This window comes from Pantoea sp. LS15, from assembly GCF_012241585.1.
Classification (GTDB): Bacteria; Pseudomonadota; Gammaproteobacteria; order Enterobacterales; family Enterobacteriaceae; genus Enterobacter.
Window position 1 is genome coordinate 321,834 of the sequence record NZ_JAAVXA010000002.1, and the last position, 15,673, is coordinate 337,506.

At 52.6% G+C, this 15,673-nt stretch carries 10 protein-coding genes; 8 read left to right on the forward strand and 2 right to left on the reverse strand.

The genetic code is table 11. The features are described from left to right. Window positions 1-110: 110 nt before the first annotated feature. A complete protein-coding gene (gene gyrA / locus HED65_RS04985) occupies window positions 111-2,747 on the forward strand; it encodes a DNA topoisomerase (ATP-hydrolyzing) subunit A (RefSeq protein WP_114977672.1) in 2,637 nt (878 codons plus the stop codon). A gap of 135 nt (window positions 2,748-2,882) precedes the next feature. Further along, complete coding sequence (gene rcsC / locus HED65_RS04990) at window positions 2,883-5,729, forward strand: two-component system sensor histidine kinase RcsC (RefSeq protein ID WP_114977673.1); 2,847 nt, start codon at window positions 2,883-2,885, stop codon at window positions 5,727-5,729. A gap of 66 nt (window positions 5,730-5,795) precedes the next feature. On the opposite strand, the gene rcsB is transcribed toward rcsC, so the two are convergent. Next, the gene (gene rcsB / locus HED65_RS04995) at window positions 5,796-6,446 is read right to left on the reverse strand and encodes a response regulator transcription factor RcsB (RefSeq protein WP_003859405.1); all 651 of its coding nucleotides are present in this window, start codon (window positions 6,444-6,446) and stop codon (window positions 5,796-5,798) included. 16 nt (window positions 6,447-6,462) lie between these two features. Continuing rightward, entirely contained in the window at window positions 6,463-9,135 is a 2,673-nt protein-coding gene (gene rcsD, locus HED65_RS05000) for a phosphotransferase RcsD (protein ID WP_114977674.1), read from the reverse strand. A 138-nt stretch (window positions 9,136-9,273) separates the two neighbouring features. On the opposite strand from rcsD, the gene HED65_RS05005 reads away from it, so the two are divergent. From HED65_RS05005 to HED65_RS05030, 6 genes are all read left to right on the forward strand, one after another. Then, window positions 9,274-9,492, forward strand: a complete 219-nt coding sequence (locus HED65_RS05005; protein WP_147279783.1) for a hypothetical protein — start codon at window positions 9,274-9,276, stop codon at window positions 9,490-9,492. 388 nt (window positions 9,493-9,880) lie between these two features. Beyond that, on the forward strand, window positions 9,881-10,972 hold the full coding sequence (locus tag HED65_RS05010; protein ID WP_114977675.1) for a porin OmpC: 1,092 nt from the start codon (window positions 9,881-9,883) through the stop codon (window positions 10,970-10,972). A gap of 116 nt (window positions 10,973-11,088) precedes the next feature. Beyond that, entirely contained in the window at window positions 11,089-12,147 is a 1,059-nt protein-coding gene (apbE, locus tag HED65_RS05015; RefSeq protein ID WP_114977676.1) for an FAD:protein FMN transferase ApbE, read from the forward strand. 72 nt (window positions 12,148-12,219) lie between these two features. Beyond that, on the forward strand, window positions 12,220-13,278 hold the full coding sequence (ada, locus tag HED65_RS05020) for a bifunctional DNA-binding transcriptional regulator/O6-methylguanine-DNA methyltransferase Ada (protein WP_114977677.1): 1,059 nt from the start codon (window positions 12,220-12,222) through the stop codon (window positions 13,276-13,278). Continuing rightward, entirely contained in the window at window positions 13,278-13,928 is a 651-nt protein-coding gene (gene alkB / locus HED65_RS05025; protein WP_114977678.1) for a DNA oxidative demethylase AlkB, read from the forward strand. Before ada ends, alkB begins: the two co-directional genes overlap by 1 nt. A gap of 75 nt (window positions 13,929-14,003) precedes the next feature. After that, window positions 14,004-15,647: a multidrug ABC transporter permease/ATP-binding protein gene (locus HED65_RS05030; protein WP_114977817.1), complete on the forward strand. Its 1,644-nt coding sequence runs from the start codon at window positions 14,004-14,006 to the stop codon at window positions 15,645-15,647. Window positions 15,648-15,673: the final 26 nt, after the last annotated feature.

Consider the following 15,673-nt stretch of genomic DNA (forward strand, 5'->3'; position numbering starts at 1 on the left):
TATATCAGGCAATCCCTGTGAATAAAGCGTATAGGTTTACCTCAATCACCTCGGCTGTGTTATAATTTGCGACCTTTGAATCCGGGATACAGTAGAGGGATAGCGGTTAGATGAGCGACCTTGCGAGAGAAATTACACCGGTTAACATCGAGGAAGAGCTGAAGAGCTCCTATCTGGACTATGCGATGTCGGTCATTGTTGGCCGTGCGCTGCCGGACGTCCGCGATGGCCTGAAGCCGGTACACCGTCGCGTACTATACGCCATGAACGTATTGGGCAATGACTGGAATAAAGCCTACAAAAAATCTGCCCGTGTCGTTGGTGACGTAATCGGTAAATACCATCCTCATGGTGATTCCGCGGTGTACGACACTATCGTCCGTATGGCGCAGCCATTCTCGCTGCGTTACATGCTGGTAGATGGTCAGGGTAACTTTGGTTCTATCGACGGCGACTCCGCCGCGGCAATGCGTTATACGGAAATCCGTCTGGCGAAGATTGCCCATGAGCTGATGGCCGACCTGGAAAAAGAGACGGTTGATTTCGTTGATAACTACGACGGCACGGAAAAAATTCCTGACGTTATGCCAACGAAAATCCCTAACCTGCTGGTGAACGGTTCGTCCGGTATCGCCGTCGGTATGGCAACCAACATTCCGCCGCACAACATCACGGAAGTGATCAACGGTTGCCTGGCTTATATTGACGATGAAGACATCAGCATTGAAGGGCTGATGGAACACATCCCGGGCCCGGACTTCCCGACGGCGGCGATCATCAACGGTCGTCGTGGTATTGAAGAAGCGTACCGCACCGGTCGCGGCAAGATTTACATCCGTGCCCGCGCTGAAGTGGAAGCGGACGCCAAAACCGGCCGTGAAACGATCATTGTTCACGAGATCCCGTATCAGGTGAACAAAGCGCGTCTGATTGAAAAAATCGCCGAGCTGGTAAAAGAAAAACGTGTTGAAGGTATCAGCGCGCTGCGTGATGAGTCTGATAAAGACGGCATGCGCATCGTGATTGAAATCAAACGTGACGCGGTGGGTGAAGTTGTTCTGAACAACCTGTACTCCCAGACTCAGCTCCAGGTTTCCTTCGGTATCAACATGGTTGCACTGCACCATGGTCAGCCGAAGATCATGAACCTGAAAGAGATCCTGAGCGCGTTCGTGCGTCACCGCCGTGAAGTGGTGACACGTCGTACCATCTTTGAACTGCGCAAAGCGCGCGACCGTGCGCACATCCTTGAAGCGCTGGCGGTTGCCCTGGCTAACATCGACCCGATCATCGAACTGATCCGTCGTGCGCCAACCCCGGCAGAAGCGAAAGCCGCACTGATTTCCCGTCCGTGGGATCTGGGTAACGTTGCAGCGATGCTGGAACGTGCGGGTGATGATGCTGCGCGTCCTGAGTGGCTGGAACCTGAGTTCGGCGTGCGTGACGGTCAATACTATCTGACTGAACAGCAGGCCCAGGCGATTCTGGATCTGCGTCTGCAGAAACTGACCGGCCTTGAGCATGAAAAACTGCTCGACGAATACAAAGAACTGCTGGAACAGATTGCTGAGCTGCTGCACATCCTGGGTAGCGCAGAGCGTCTGATGGAAGTGATTCGTGAAGAGCTGGAGCTGGTTCGTGATCAGTTCGGCGATGAGCGTCGCACCGAAATCACCGCGAACACCGCGGACATCAACATCGAAGACCTGATCAACCAGGAAGACGTTGTTGTGACTCTGTCTCACCAGGGCTACGTGAAGTATCAGCCGTTAACCGACTACGAAGCACAACGTCGTGGTGGTAAAGGCAAGTCTGCGGCACGTATTAAAGAAGAAGACTTTATTGACCGTCTGCTGGTGGCGAACACCCATGACACGATCCTCTGCTTCTCAAGCCGTGGTCGTCTGTACTGGATGAAGGTCTACCAGTTGCCGGAAGCGAGCCGTGGCGCACGTGGTCGTCCAATCGTTAACCTGCTGCCGCTGGAAGCGAACGAACGTATCACCGCCATCCTGCCGGTACGCGAGTACGAAGAGGGCGTGAACGTCTTTATGGCGACCGCCAGCGGTACCGTGAAGAAAACCGCGCTCACCGAGTTCAGCCGCCCACGTTCTGCGGGTATCATCGCGGTGAACCTGAACGAAGGCGATGAGCTGATTGGCGTGGATCTGACCTCCGGTTCGGATGAAGTGATGCTGTTCTCTGCGGCCGGTAAAGTGGTGCGCTTTAAAGAGAACGCTGTCCGTGCAATGGGTCGTACCGCTACGGGCGTTCGTGGCATCAAACTGGCTGGTGAAGACTCTGTGGTTTCCCTGATTATTCCGCGCGGTGAAGGGGCTATCCTGACCGTGACGCAGAATGGTTACGGTAAACGTACAGCGGAAGGGGAATACCCAACCAAGTCTCGCGGTACACAGGGCGTTATCTCTATCAAAGTCACCGAGCGCAACGGTTCCGTTGTTGGCGCGGTACAGGTAGACGATGCTGACCAGATCATGATGATCACCGATGCCGGTACGCTGGTGCGTACACGCGTATCTGAGATCAGCGTGGTGGGTCGTAACACCCAGGGCGTGATCCTCATCCGTACTGCGGAAGATGAAAACGTTGTGGGTCTGCAGCGTGTTGCTGAGCCGGTGGACGACGAAGAACTCGATTCCATCGACGGCAGCGTCGCAGAAGGTGATGATGATATCGCACCGGAAACCGACACCGACGACGATGCAGCGGATGACGCTGACGAGTAATATTGCATGATGCAAAAAAGGGCCGGATTCCGGCCCTTTTCTTTTGCAGAAGCAGATAAGTCAACGTTGCGACCTGGCGCGTTTACCGCTACCTTAACCACATTCTTTTGACCCCGACGGCGGAGCCTCGCCCCTTTGAAATACCTCGTCTCCTTTCGTACTACGCTGAAAGTTTCTCGCTATCTGTTTCGGGCGCTGGCGCTCTTGCTTTGGCTACTGGTGGCATTGTTCTCGGTGTTTTACATCGTTAACGCGCTGCATCAGAAAGAAGCGGAGATCCGCCAGGAGTTTAATTTAAGCTCCGACCAGGCCCAGCGCTACATTCAGCGAACATCTGATGTGATGAAGGAGTTGAAGTACATTGCTGAAAATCGTCTGACGGCGGAAAACGGTATTCTTGCCCTCCGCGGTCGTAACGACAAAACTGAAGTCCCGGATTTCCAGCCGCTGTTCCCAGATTCCGATTGTTCCACCATGAGCAATACCTGGCGTGGGTCACTGGAATCTCTTGCCTGGTTTATGCGCTACTGGCGCGACAATTTTTCTGCTGCCTATGACCTCAATCGCGTATTTCTGATTGGCAGTGAAAATCTCTGCGTGGCGGATTTTGGCCTGCGCGATCTTCCCGTCGAGCGTGATGATGCGCTGAAAAGCCTGCACGAACGCATTGTGAAATACCGCAACGCACCGCAGGATGAACGCGGGAATAACATTTTCTGGATAAGCCAGGGTCCGCGCACGGGTGTGGGTTATTTCTACGCCCTGACACCAGTGTATCTGGGTAATCGCCTGCAGGCGCTGCTGGGAATTGAACAGACCATTCGCATGGAAAACTTCTTCACCCCGGGCAGTCTGCCAATGGGTGTGACTATTCTTGATGAAAATGGACATCAGCTTATCTCCCTTACCGGGCCAGACAACCGTTTAAACGTCGATCCGCACTGGATGCAGGAGCGATCGTGGTTTGGCTATACCTCCGGCTTCCGTGAGCTGGTGCTGAAAAAGAACCTGCCGCCTTCGTCGCTGAGCATTGTCTATTCGCTGCCGGTGGATATGGTGCTTGAACGCATTCGTATCCTGATCCTCAACGCCATTTTGTTGAATATCGCGGTGGGCGTGGCGCTGTTTATGCTGGCACGCATGTATGAACGTCGGATATTTATTCCGGCAGAGGTGGATGCTCAACGCCTTGAAGAACATGAGCAATTTAACCGTAAAATTGTCGCCTCGGCACCGGTGGGGATCTGTATCCTGCGTACCCAGGACGGAACCAATATCCTGAGTAATGAGCTGGCACATAATTACCTGAACATGCTGACGCATGAGGATCGGCAAAGGCTGACGCAAATTATTTGTGGTCAGCAGGTTAACTTTGTCGACGTGCTGACCAGCACGCACACTAACCTGCAAATCAGCTTTGTTCATTCCCGCTATCGCAATGAAAACGTGGCGATTTGCGTGCTGGTGGATGTCTCTGCACGCGTGAAGATGGAAGAGTCGTTGCAGGAGATGGCGCAGGCGGCAGAGCAGGCCAGTCAGTCGAAATCGATGTTCCTTGCGACAGTCAGCCACGAGTTGCGTACGCCGTTGTACGGGATTATCGGTAACCTCGACCTGCTGCAGACGAAAGAGCTGCCGAAAGGGGTCGACAGGCTGGTGACGGCGATGAACAACTCCTCCAGCCTGTTGCTGAAAATCATCAGTGATATTCTCGACTTCTCCAAAATTGAGTCTGAGCAGCTGAAAATCGAACCGCGGGAGTTCTCTCCGCGTGAGGTGATGAACCACATCAGCGCCAATTATCTGCCGCTGGTGGTGCGTAAACAGCTGGGGCTTTACTGTTTTATCGAACCGGATGTGCCGCTGACATTGCACGGCGATCCCATGCGCCTGCAGCAGGTCATTTCTAACTTGCTCAGTAATGCCATTAAATTCACCGACGTCGGTTGTATTGTATTACACGTTTGCCGGGCCGGTGATTACCTGAGTATCCGCGTGCGGGATACGGGGGTGGGCATTCCGGCGAAAGAAGTGGTTCGTCTGTTTGACCCGTTCTTCCAGGTGGGGACCGGCGTGCAGCGTAACTTCCAGGGTACCGGGTTGGGGCTGGCGATCTGTGAGAAACTCGTCAGCATGATGGACGGTGATATCTCCGTTGATACCGAGCCCGGTATGGGTAGCCAGTTTACCATCCGCATTCCGCTCTATTCGGCTCAGTATCCGGCAAAAACGACGGTTGATGGTCTGAGCAATAAACGCTGCTGGCTGGCGGTGCATAATGCCTCACTGAATGACTATCTCACTGCGCTGCTCACTCATAGCGGCGTGAGGGTGTCCCGCTATGAAGGTCAAACACCGGATGTGGACGATGTGCTGATTACCGACGATATGCCGGAACAGCCGTGGCAGGGAAGAGGGACGGTACTCTTCTGCCGTCGTCACATCGGTATCCCGGTTGAGCGTGCACCGGGAGAATGGGTACACAGTGTAGCAACGCCGCATGAGCTGATGAGCCTGCTGGCACGCATCTACAAAGTGCATCTGGAAGAGAGTGACGGCGCTGGTGGATTACCGTCAACGGAGTCTCTGGCGTCAGTGAATGACGATATGATGATTCTGGTGGTGGATGACCATCCGATTAACCGCCGCCTGCTGGCCGACCAGCTTGGTTCGCTTGGTTATCAGTGTAAAACGGCTAATGATGGCGTGGATGCGCTGAACGTACTGAGTAAAAATCATATTGATATTGTTCTCAGTGACGTAAACATGCCTAACATGGATGGCTACCGTCTGACGCAGCGCATCCGCCAGCTTGGCCTGACGTTACCGGTTGTGGGTGTGACGGCGAACGCGCTGGCGGAAGAGAAGCAGCGCTGTCTGGAGTCGGGAATGGACAGTTGTTTGTCGAAACCGGTGACGCTGGATGTGCTGAAGCAGACATTGTCTGTTTATGCGGATCGCGTGAGAAAAACGAGAACATAAAAAAGGCCCGCAAGGGCCTTTTACGTTTTTCATCCTTCCCTGTGGGAGAGAGACCCCCGAAGGGAATCAATCCTTATCCGTTGCGCTCAGCGTGACGGAGGAGAGATAGTTCAGCAGGGCAATATCGTTGTCCACACCCAGTTTCATCATCGCTGATTTTTTCTGGCTGCTGATGGTTTTAATACTGCGGTTCAGCTTCTTGGCAATCTCGGTCACCAGGAAACCTTCAGCGAACAGGCGCAGAACTTCGCTCTCTTTCGGTGACAGGCGTTTGTCACCGTAACCACCTGCGCTGATTTTTTCCAGCAGGCGAGAGACGCTCTCAGGCGTGAATTTCTTGCCTTTCTGCAGCGCAGCGAGTGCTTTTGGCAGATCGGTCGGTGCGCCTTGTTTCAGCACAATGCCTTCGATATCCAGATCCAACACGGCGCTAAGAATCGCCGGGTTGTTGTTCATGGTCAGAACGATAATCGAGATATCCGGGAAGTGACGTTTAATATATTTGATGAGCGTGATCCCATCACCGTACTTGTCCCCAGGCATGGAGAGATCGGTAATGAGCACGTGTGCATCAAGCTTTGGGAGGTTATTGATCAGAGCTGTAGAGTCTTCAAATTCACCGACCACATTCACCCACTCGATCTGTTCAAGTGATTTGCGAATACCGAACAGTACAATCGGATGGTCATCGGCAATAATTACGTTCATATTGTTCATGTATTAGGCTACCTTGCTACAGCAAGCTTTTGACGTAGGCGTCAATGTCGCTGATGTATTTTTCAATGCCAGAGGCATCTTTCTCACGAATTAGATGTTCCAGCGTTTCACATAACTGCTTGCCGGGAACCAGATTAAGCATGGCAAACACCCCTTTAAGCCGGTGTGCTGTCTGTGCCAGCGCTGCAAAATCATTCGCAGCGGACTCAGTATACAACCGCTTAACATCATCTGGTACTGTATCAACAAAGAGTGAATAGTATCCGCTGGCGTGAAGCTCGGCATTTTCATTGCCGCCTAACGGGGATTCCGCTATCTCTTCCTGCGCCAGCTGCTCTTCTATTAGTTGTAGTACAGCTTCCTGCATCGCATTGCTTATATTAAAATTGACGCGCAGCTGGCCAGGGCCGATTTTCCGCACGCCTGACTCATCATCGCTTAAAAGCAAGCCGGAGGCAGTAAGATTAGACGGATTATCAGTTAAAAATAGATCAAATTCTTGACTTGCCAGCCTTTCATCCGGCGTGATGCAGGCCGCACCCCAGTTTTCTAACTGACGAACCACAATATTGCGGATCTCGTTTGAGGTCACATCGACCATCACCACAACATCATCCAGCAGACGTTCTTCATCTTCTTCCTGTGGATTGGCGGCCATTTTAACGTGCAGAGAGTACCGGGTGCCGAGGGATTCACGGGCCTTGATATTCAGATGACCACCAAGCTTACGCGCCAGTTGATCGCACAACCAGAAGGTCAGCGCATTGGCTTTGCCGTAATGATCGCTCTGGGTGTCATTCAGGAACGGGAAGTGCAGATTATCAATTTCGCTCGTCGTGACGCCTTCCCCGGTGTCCAGGATGCGGAACGTCAGACGATCTTCAGCAGACTCGTCCGTGCTCACCTCCAGGGTGATCTTGCCAATCTGCGTGGTGGTCACCGCATACTGAATAAGCATCAGCAGAATGCGACGCAGTGCTTCGCGATCGCCGTGACGTTCATCATTCGCGGATAAATGGTTATTGATCAGCAGTTGCAGTCCTTTGCGCTTAATCACAGGCAGGACTTCCGGAACCACTTCATCGATCAGATTCTGAATGGAGAAGAGGGTAGGTGTTCCTTTCCAGAAATCATTCTCCAGCATGTTCGCTAACTGGATCTCATCAACCATACGAACCAGTGAGTCGGCCTGGCTGGCAAGCTGGTGGCTTTCTGACGTATCTAACGCCGCCGCCTGGGTTGCCAGCGTTTTTAATGGCTGTTTGAAGGCATCACCAATATTCTGCATAAATGCCGCGCGACCCTGCTGGTTTTTCTCATACAGCCTTTGCGCCTGCTTCAGCTTTTTATTTACCAGCACTTCTCTATCCTGATCGCGGATAATGAAAATTTGCGTGCGCGGGGCGACCTGACTGCGGAACTGACGGATCTCATACAGTTCATTGTTAATGGTGGCCTGAATAACCCCCTGGTGCTGATCCGCCATGGTGGTGATGTTTTGCAGGTTGAGATGTGGCAGCAGATGGTCAGCAATTTTATTGCTCATCACCGTACGATTCGCTTCCTGATCGTGAACCAGCACGCCAAGCGGTAGCACGGAAATAATCTCTTCATTTAATGCACGTAATACGCGCAGCTCATTAGTGGTTCCAGCCGAAACCGCAGAGGTGTCGCTTTGACGACCCGGCTGGAAACGGAACGTACTGTAGCCAAACAGAGCAAGCGCCAGCAGTCCGATATTCAGCAGCAGAGGCAACAGGATATTTTGCAGGGTATCGAGCAGCAGTGTGCCAAACGGTACCTGCCACACCAGACGCATGCCGGTTGAGTTCAGCGAAGAGGCAATTTCAATTTTCGAGCCGTTAAAAGAGATCGATACGCTCTCTGCGGCCTCTTTGTCAGACGCCGCACGCATGTTCTGGGTGCTGCTGTCTGGCTCCAGGCGGAAGCTGTCGAGCGGCATATCCGGCGGGATTAAATCATTAATCGGTAAATCGAAGGCCACCACCGTCGCCAGATGTCCTGGCTGGTTGAACGTGGTGCGCAGGGTAAAATAATGGCCATTTTGCCAGGCCAACCGCCGCAGTGATGAGAAGCTCTCACGTTCATCGAGAGCATTTGCCTGCTGTAGCATTTCTGCCCGGCGGGAATCGACAATGCTGCCCACGGTTGTCTCTTTAAACCCGGAAGAGAGATCTTTCAACGGCAGCGTCGAGATCAGGATCATGCTGTTGTCCTGACCATTCAGATAGTACATCGACCACGGCACTGTTTCGGCTCCCCAAAGGGTATCCAGATAGGTCGAAATACGTTGCGTCATCTCCAGCGTCGCACTGTCGTGAGAGCCAAAGATAAGTGCCTCCGTTTTGCGCTGTGGTTTTTCGAGATAATAGACGTCCTGCTTAAGACGCGTCTCCTGTAGTCCATCTCCGGATGGGGTTGCGGGCGCAGCCGCAATATTGTCGTAAATCTGCCAGGTGGCGTAGCGCCAGGTATCAATGCGCTTGTGCACGGCATGGGTGATATCAACAACCTGATAGCTTTTGTCCTTCAGCCAGGCGTTCACCGCGCTCTGTACCATAACCCCCATGGTGACTAACAGCACAACGATCAAAAGAAGAAAGAAACGGGTGATGCTCCCGGGGAGGAGGGAGAATTTGCTCGGGGCGGTAGTTTCAGTCTGACTCATTGATATCTCTAACCTGTGATGGTCGTGCTCTGTCGCGATAGGGCAGTATAAAGGGTAATAACTGAATTTCCAGCGCCACTGGTCTGGAAGATGCGTCTTTTTCATCGGGCATTATCAACGGCGGAGAGTACATCAAACATGTACAAACTCGCCGGGGGTGTACAAATAAATAACGCCATTAACCGGGAAATAGCACGAATTAACAAGAAATTAAGTTCTGCATCATTTCCCCCTCATCAGGGGACTCATGGCGAGAATTTAGTTAATAGTCGTTACAATTTCGGGGCGGTAGCACAAAAAAAGAAAGGTTACGTAAAGAAAGGTAAAAAAAAAACCGAATGCGAAGCATCCGGTTGAATTAGGGATAAACAGACATTCAAAACTGAATGACGGTAATAAATAAAGTTAATGATGATAGCGAGAGTTATTTTAGAGATTAGGTGTGATCTTGTTTTGTCATTCAGTGCTGTAATGCTTTTTTATTGTAACTTATTGATAATTATGTGGTGATTTTTTCGTTTGATTATAAGTGCTAAATTTTTAAGCTATTTGTGCTTTGTAAAAGTTCCTTTATATTTACAAATTGAAACATGTTGATGCATAAATGAAACACCTTCAAAGTTTTAGTATCATATTCGCATTGGATTATTCTGTAATTTTGAGGAGAATGAAATTGCCGACTGGTTAATGAGGGTTAACCAGTAAGCAGTGGTAATTATAAGGCATATAACAGAGGGTTAATAAAATGAAAGTTAAAGTACTGTCCCTCCTGGTACCAGCACTGCTGGTAGCAGGCGCAGCAAATGCGGCTGAAATTTATAACAAAGATGGCAACAAATTAGATCTGTACGGCAAAGTTGATGGTCTGCACTATTTCTCTGATGATGACAGCGTTGATGGTGACCAGACCTACATGCGTCTTGGCTTCAAAGGCGAAACGCAAATTAACGATCAACTGACCGGATACGGCCAGTGGGAATACCAGATTCAGGGTAACACTGCTGAAAGTGAAAACCAGTCCTGGACCCGTGTGGCGTTTGCCGGTCTGAAATTTGGTGATGCGGGTTCTTTCGACTACGGTCGTAACTACGGTGTTGTTTACGATGTTACTTCATGGACCGACGTTCTGCCGGAATTCGGCGGCGACACCTACGGTTCTGACAACTTCATGCAGCAGCGTGGTAATGGTTTCGCGACCTACCGTAACAGCGATTTCTTCGGGTTGGTTGATGGCCTGAACTTCGCGGTTCAGTATCAGGGTAAAAACGGTAGCGTAAGTGGTGAAGACCAGACCGCCAATGGCCGTGGGCCGCTGCGTCAGAACGGTGATGGTGTCGGTGGTTCTATCACTTATAACCTGGGCGAAGGGTTCGGTATCGGTACTGCAGTAACCAGTTCTAAACGTACCAACTCCCAGAATGATATGGACTTCGGTAATGGCGATCGCGCTGAAACTTACACTGGTGGTCTGAAATACGACGCAAACAACCTCTACCTGGCGACTCAATATACTCAGACCTACAACGCGACTCGCGTAGGTGATCTGGGTTGGGCGAACAAAGCGCAGAACTTCGAAGTTGTTGCTCAATACCAGTTCGACTTCGGTCTGCGTCCGTCCGTAGCTTACCTGCAGTCTAAAGGTAAGGACCTGGAAAACGGCTACGGCGACCAGGATATCCTGAAATATGTTGATGTTGGTGCGACTTACTACTTCAACAAAAACATGTCTACCTACGTGGACTACAAAATCAACCTGCTGGATGAAAACGACTTCACCCGTAGTGCAGGTATCAGCACTGACGATGTCGTAGCACTGGGTCTGGTTTACCAGTTCTAATCGCTTCGCAATTTGACAAAGGGGCCTGATGGCCCCTTTTTAGTCTGTTTTTTTAGGATCTCACAAACCACCCGTTTTGGTGTACTCTTGCCGCCCTGGCATGAGGATAATAATGAATGGACATGACTTTTTTACGCGCCAGCTTTCTGGCTACTTTTTTTTTCCTGACCGCTTGTGACTCTTCCACGCAGCCGGTGGCGAAAGCCGATGCACCTGCGGCGACGGTGCTTGAAGGTAAAACGATGGGCACTTTCTGGCGTGTCAGCGTGATGAACCTTGATAAAACGCGCGCAGACGAACTCCGTGGCAAAATTCAGTCACAGCTGGACGCTGACGATCAACTTCTTTCAACGTATAAAAATGACTCGGCGCTGATGCGCTTTAATCTCTCAAGCAGTACTTCCCTGTGGCCGGTTAGTGAAGCGATGGCCGATATCGTGACGGAGTCACTCCGCGTGGGTTACAAAACCGGCGGAGCGATGGACGTCACCGTTGGACCGCTGGTAAATCTCTGGGGTTTTGGCCCCAACAAGCAGCCGGTCACCACGCCCGATCAGGCAGCCATTGATGACGCCCGTGCCAGGACTGGTCTACAACATCTGACGGTGATCAATCAGTACGGTCAACAGTACCTGCAAAAAGATATCCCCGATCTGTTTGTCGACCTGTCAACGGTTGGGGAAGGTTATGCGGCAGATCACCTGGCAGCGTTGATGACCCAGGAAGGGATTTCGCGTTATCTGGTGTCTGTGGGGGGCGCCTTAGTGAGCCGCGGCATGAACGCCAGTGATAAGCCCTGGCGGGTGGCCATCCAAAAGCCGACCGATCAGCAAAACGCCGTGCAGGCGATGGTGGATATCAACGGGCACGGCATCAGCACATCCGGAAGCTACCGTAACTATTACGAACTTGACGGTAAACGCATTTCGCACGTCATTGACCCACAGACCGGGCGCCCAATCACACATAACCTGGTTTCGGTGACGGTCATTGCCCCCACTGCGCTGGAAGCCGATGCCTGGGATACCGGGTTAATGGTACTCGGACCGGAGAAAGCCAAAGAGGTGGTTCGTCAGGAAGGGCTGGCGGTTTATATGATCATCAAAGAGGCTGACGGATTTAAAACCTGGCATTCGCCGCAGTTCAACAGCTTCCTGGTGAGTGACAAAAATTAAAAAGCAAGGTTGCGGGTTTTTTATCAGTGGCACTCAGGCACGCTGTATGTATGCTTGTAAGAGGAGTTGATGATGAAAAACCCGACCTTTATTACCGATGAAGATCGCTGGCAGGCCGTGCTGGCCCGCGATCCACGCGCTGACGAACAGTTTGTCTTTGCCGTGCAGACCACGGGGATCGTGTGTCGTCCGTCCTGCCGTGCCCGCCACGCGCTGCGTAAAAATGTCTGCTTTTATGCTGATGTCCACCATGCCATTCAGGCAGGGTTTCGCCCATGCAAGCGTTGTATGCCGGACAAAGGCAATCCGCAGGAACTGAAGCTGGCAAAAATAGAGCACGCCTGTCGCCTTCTGGAGCAGGATCCCACCCTGACACTGGAAAAGCTGGCGAACCAGGTTGCCATGAGTCCTTTCCATTTCCATCGTCTGTTTAAATCCGTGACGGGTATGACGCCAAAAGCCTGGCAGCAGGCGGCACGGGGGCAGCGCTTGCGCACGGCACTTGCGCAGGGAGACAACATTACCGACGCCGTGCTGGCGGCAGGGTTTCCTGATAGCAGTAGTTATTATCGTAAAGCCAATGATACGCTGGGGATGACAGCGAAGCAGTACCGTAAAGGCGATGTGGCTGTGCGTTATGCCATCGATGACTGTTCGTTAGGACGCTGTCTGGTTGCTGAAAGTGAGCGAGGGATCTGCGCGATACTGCTGGGGGACAACGATACAGAATTAACCGAAGAGCTTGCTACGCTGTTTCCAAAAGCGGAGCGCGTACCGCTGGAAGATGCTTTTGCGCTGCGAGCCCATCAGGTTATCGCCAGTATTGATAACCGTGCAGTGCCGCTGTCACTGCCGCTGGATATACGTGGAACCGCTTTCCAGCAGCGCGTCTGGCAGGCCCTTCGCGACATTCCCTGCGGTGAAACGGCAAGTTATCAGCAGGTGGCAAAAGCAATTGGTAAACCCAATGCCGTACGTGCCGTTGCCGGAGCCTGTGCTGCAAACAAACTGGCGATAGTGATCCCCTGCCATCGCGTTGTTCGCAATGATGGTGCGCTATCGGGTTACCGATGGGGAACGGAACGAAAAGCGTTATTACTGAAACGTGAGGCGGAACACCAGGAGGGATGATGCTCGATCTTTTTGCGGATGCTGAACCCTGGCAGGAACCATTTGCTCCGGGCGCGGTGATCCTCCGCCGCTTTGCACTTTCACGTGCGGCGGCGCTGCTTGCTGGTATCGAAGAGGTCACGACCATTTCACCGTTTCGCCATATGGTGACGCCGGGAGGCTACACCATGTCGGTGGCAATGGCCAACTGCGGAGAACTCGGTTGGGCGACGAACGAACGGGGCTATTTGTATGCCCCTGTCGATCCTTTAACCGGTCAGCCGTGGCCTCCCATACCTGCTGTTTTTCAGTCTCTCTGCCACGAGGCCGCCGTGGCTGCGAATTATGCAGACTTCCGTCCGGATGCCTGTCTGATCAACCGCTACGCCGCAGGTGCGAAACTCTCGTTGCATCAGGACAAGGATGAGCCTGACTTGCGCGCGCCTATCGTATCCGTCTCTCTGGGGCTACCTGCCGTCTTCCAGTTCGGCGGGTTACGCCGCAACGACCCGCTCAAGCGCCTGATGCTGGAGCATGGCGATGTGGTGGTGTGGGGCAGGGAGTCGCGGCTCTATTATCACGGCATTCAGCCTCTGAAACCCGGGGTCCACCCATTGACTGGCGAGTACCGATATAACCTGACTTTTCGCCAGGCTGGCGTGAGTAAATAAAAATAAGAATTATTCTTGATGTACACGCAGGGCAGTTTACACTGCTGGCTGATTTTTATTGTCCGGATTGCCTGCATGCAACTACTTCTTCTTGTCTGGCGTCAGTATCGCTGGCCCTTCATTGCAGTAATGGCGTTAAGCCTTGCCAGTGCCGCATTGGGTATTGGCCTGATCGCGTTTATTAACGTACGTCTGATTGAAATGGTCGACACGTCCCTCTCCGTTTTGCCGGAGTTTCTTGGTCTGTTGCTGTTGTTGATGGCGGTCACTCTCGGTTCTCAGTTGGCGCTGACTGCGCTTGGGCACCATTTCGTTTTTCGTTTACGCAGTGAATTTATCAAGCGGATCCTCGACACCCAGGTCGAGCGTGTTGAACAGCTCGGAAGTGCTTCTCTGCTAGCGGGACTGACCAGCGATGTGCGTGCCATCACTATTGCATTCGTCCGTTTACCGGAACTGGTCCAGGGGATCATTCTGACCTTTGGCTCTGCGGCCTATCTCGCCTGGCTCTCCAGCAAAATGCTGGCAGTGACCGCTCTGTGGATAGCCATTACCATCTGGGGTGGTTTTGTGCTGGTGTCACGCGTCTATAAACACATGGCGGTACTGCGCGAAACCGAAGATAAGCTCTATAACGATTACCAGACGGTGCTGGAAGGGCGTAAAGAGCTGACGCTGAACCGCGAGCGCGCCGAGCATATCTTTAACCATCTCTACATCCCGGATGCGCGCGAATACCGGCATCACATCATTCGCGCCGATACCTTCCACCTGAGTGCGGTGAACTGGTCAAACATTATGATGCTGGGCGCCATTGGCCTGGTATTCTGGATGGCGAACAGCCTGGGCTGGGCGGACACCAACGTGGCGGCAACCTATTCATTAACGTTACTGTTTTTACGCACACCGCTGCTCTCCGCTGTCGGCGCACTGCCTACCTTGCTGAGTGCGCAAGTTGCGTTTAATAAACTCAAAAAATTCGACCTTACACCGTTCAAAGCTGAATTCCCGCGCCCGCAGGCGTTCCCCAACTGGCAAACGCTGGAGCTGCGTAACGTTACGTTCCGCTATCAGGACAACGCCTTCTCCATAGGGCCGGTCAACCTGACGATTCACCGTGGCGAGCTGCTGTTCCTGATTGGCGGCAATGGCAGTGGTAAATCGACGCTGGCAATGTTGCTGACCGGGCTCTATCAGCCGCAATCGGGTGAGATCTTGCTGGACGGTAGGGCGCTGAGCGCAGAGAAACCGGAAGATTACCGCCAGCTTTTCTCGGCGGTGTTCACCGATGTCTGGTTGTTTGAACAACTGCTTGGGCCTGAAGGGCAACAGGCCAATCCTGCGCTGGTGGAGAAATGGCTGGCGCAGTTGCAGATGTCGCACAAGCTGGAGCTACAGGACGGGAAGATCCTCAACCTGAAACTCTCTAAAGGGCAGAAAAAACGTGTGGCGCTGCTGCTGGCACTGGCGGAAGAGCGCGACATTATCCTGCTGGATGAGTGGGCAGCGGATCAGGATCCGCACTTCCGCCGCGAGTTTTATCAGGTGCTGCTGCCGCTGATGCAGGAGATGGGCAAAACCATTTTCGCCATCAGCCACGACGATCACTACTTCATTCATGCCGACCGTCTGCTGGAGATGCGCGACGGCAAGCTGAGCGAGCTGACCGGTGAAGAGCGAGATGCGGCATCGCGTGACGCGGTGGCGCGCACGGCCTGAGTGTGATTGTGCCGGGTGGCGGCTTC

Bases quoted from the DNA above. Each gene is read 5' to 3' on its own strand.
- gyrA (WP_114977672.1), top strand. From the start codon at position 111: ATGAGCGACCTTGCGAGAGAAATTACACCGGTTAACATCGAGGAAGAG.
- rcsB (WP_003859405.1), bottom strand. From the start codon at position 6,446: ATGAACAATATGAACGTAATTATTGCCGATGACCATCCGATTGTACTG.
- rcsD (WP_114977674.1), bottom strand. From the start codon at position 9,135: ATGAGTCAGACTGAAACTACCGCCCCGAGCAAATTCTCCCTCCTCCCC.
- HED65_RS05005 (WP_147279783.1), top strand. From the start codon at position 9,274: ATGTACAAACTCGCCGGGGGTGTACAAATAAATAACGCCATTAACCGG.
- HED65_RS05010 (WP_114977675.1), top strand. From the start codon at position 9,881: ATGAAAGTTAAAGTACTGTCCCTCCTGGTACCAGCACTGCTGGTAGCA.
- apbE (WP_114977676.1), top strand. From the start codon at position 11,089: ATGGACATGACTTTTTTACGCGCCAGCTTTCTGGCTACTTTTTTTTTC.
- ada (WP_114977677.1), top strand. From the start codon at position 12,220: ATGAAAAACCCGACCTTTATTACCGATGAAGATCGCTGGCAGGCCGTG.
- alkB (WP_114977678.1), top strand. From the start codon at position 13,278: ATGCTCGATCTTTTTGCGGATGCTGAACCCTGGCAGGAACCATTTGCT.
- HED65_RS05030 (WP_114977817.1), top strand. From the start codon at position 14,004: ATGCAACTACTTCTTCTTGTCTGGCGTCAGTATCGCTGGCCCTTCATT.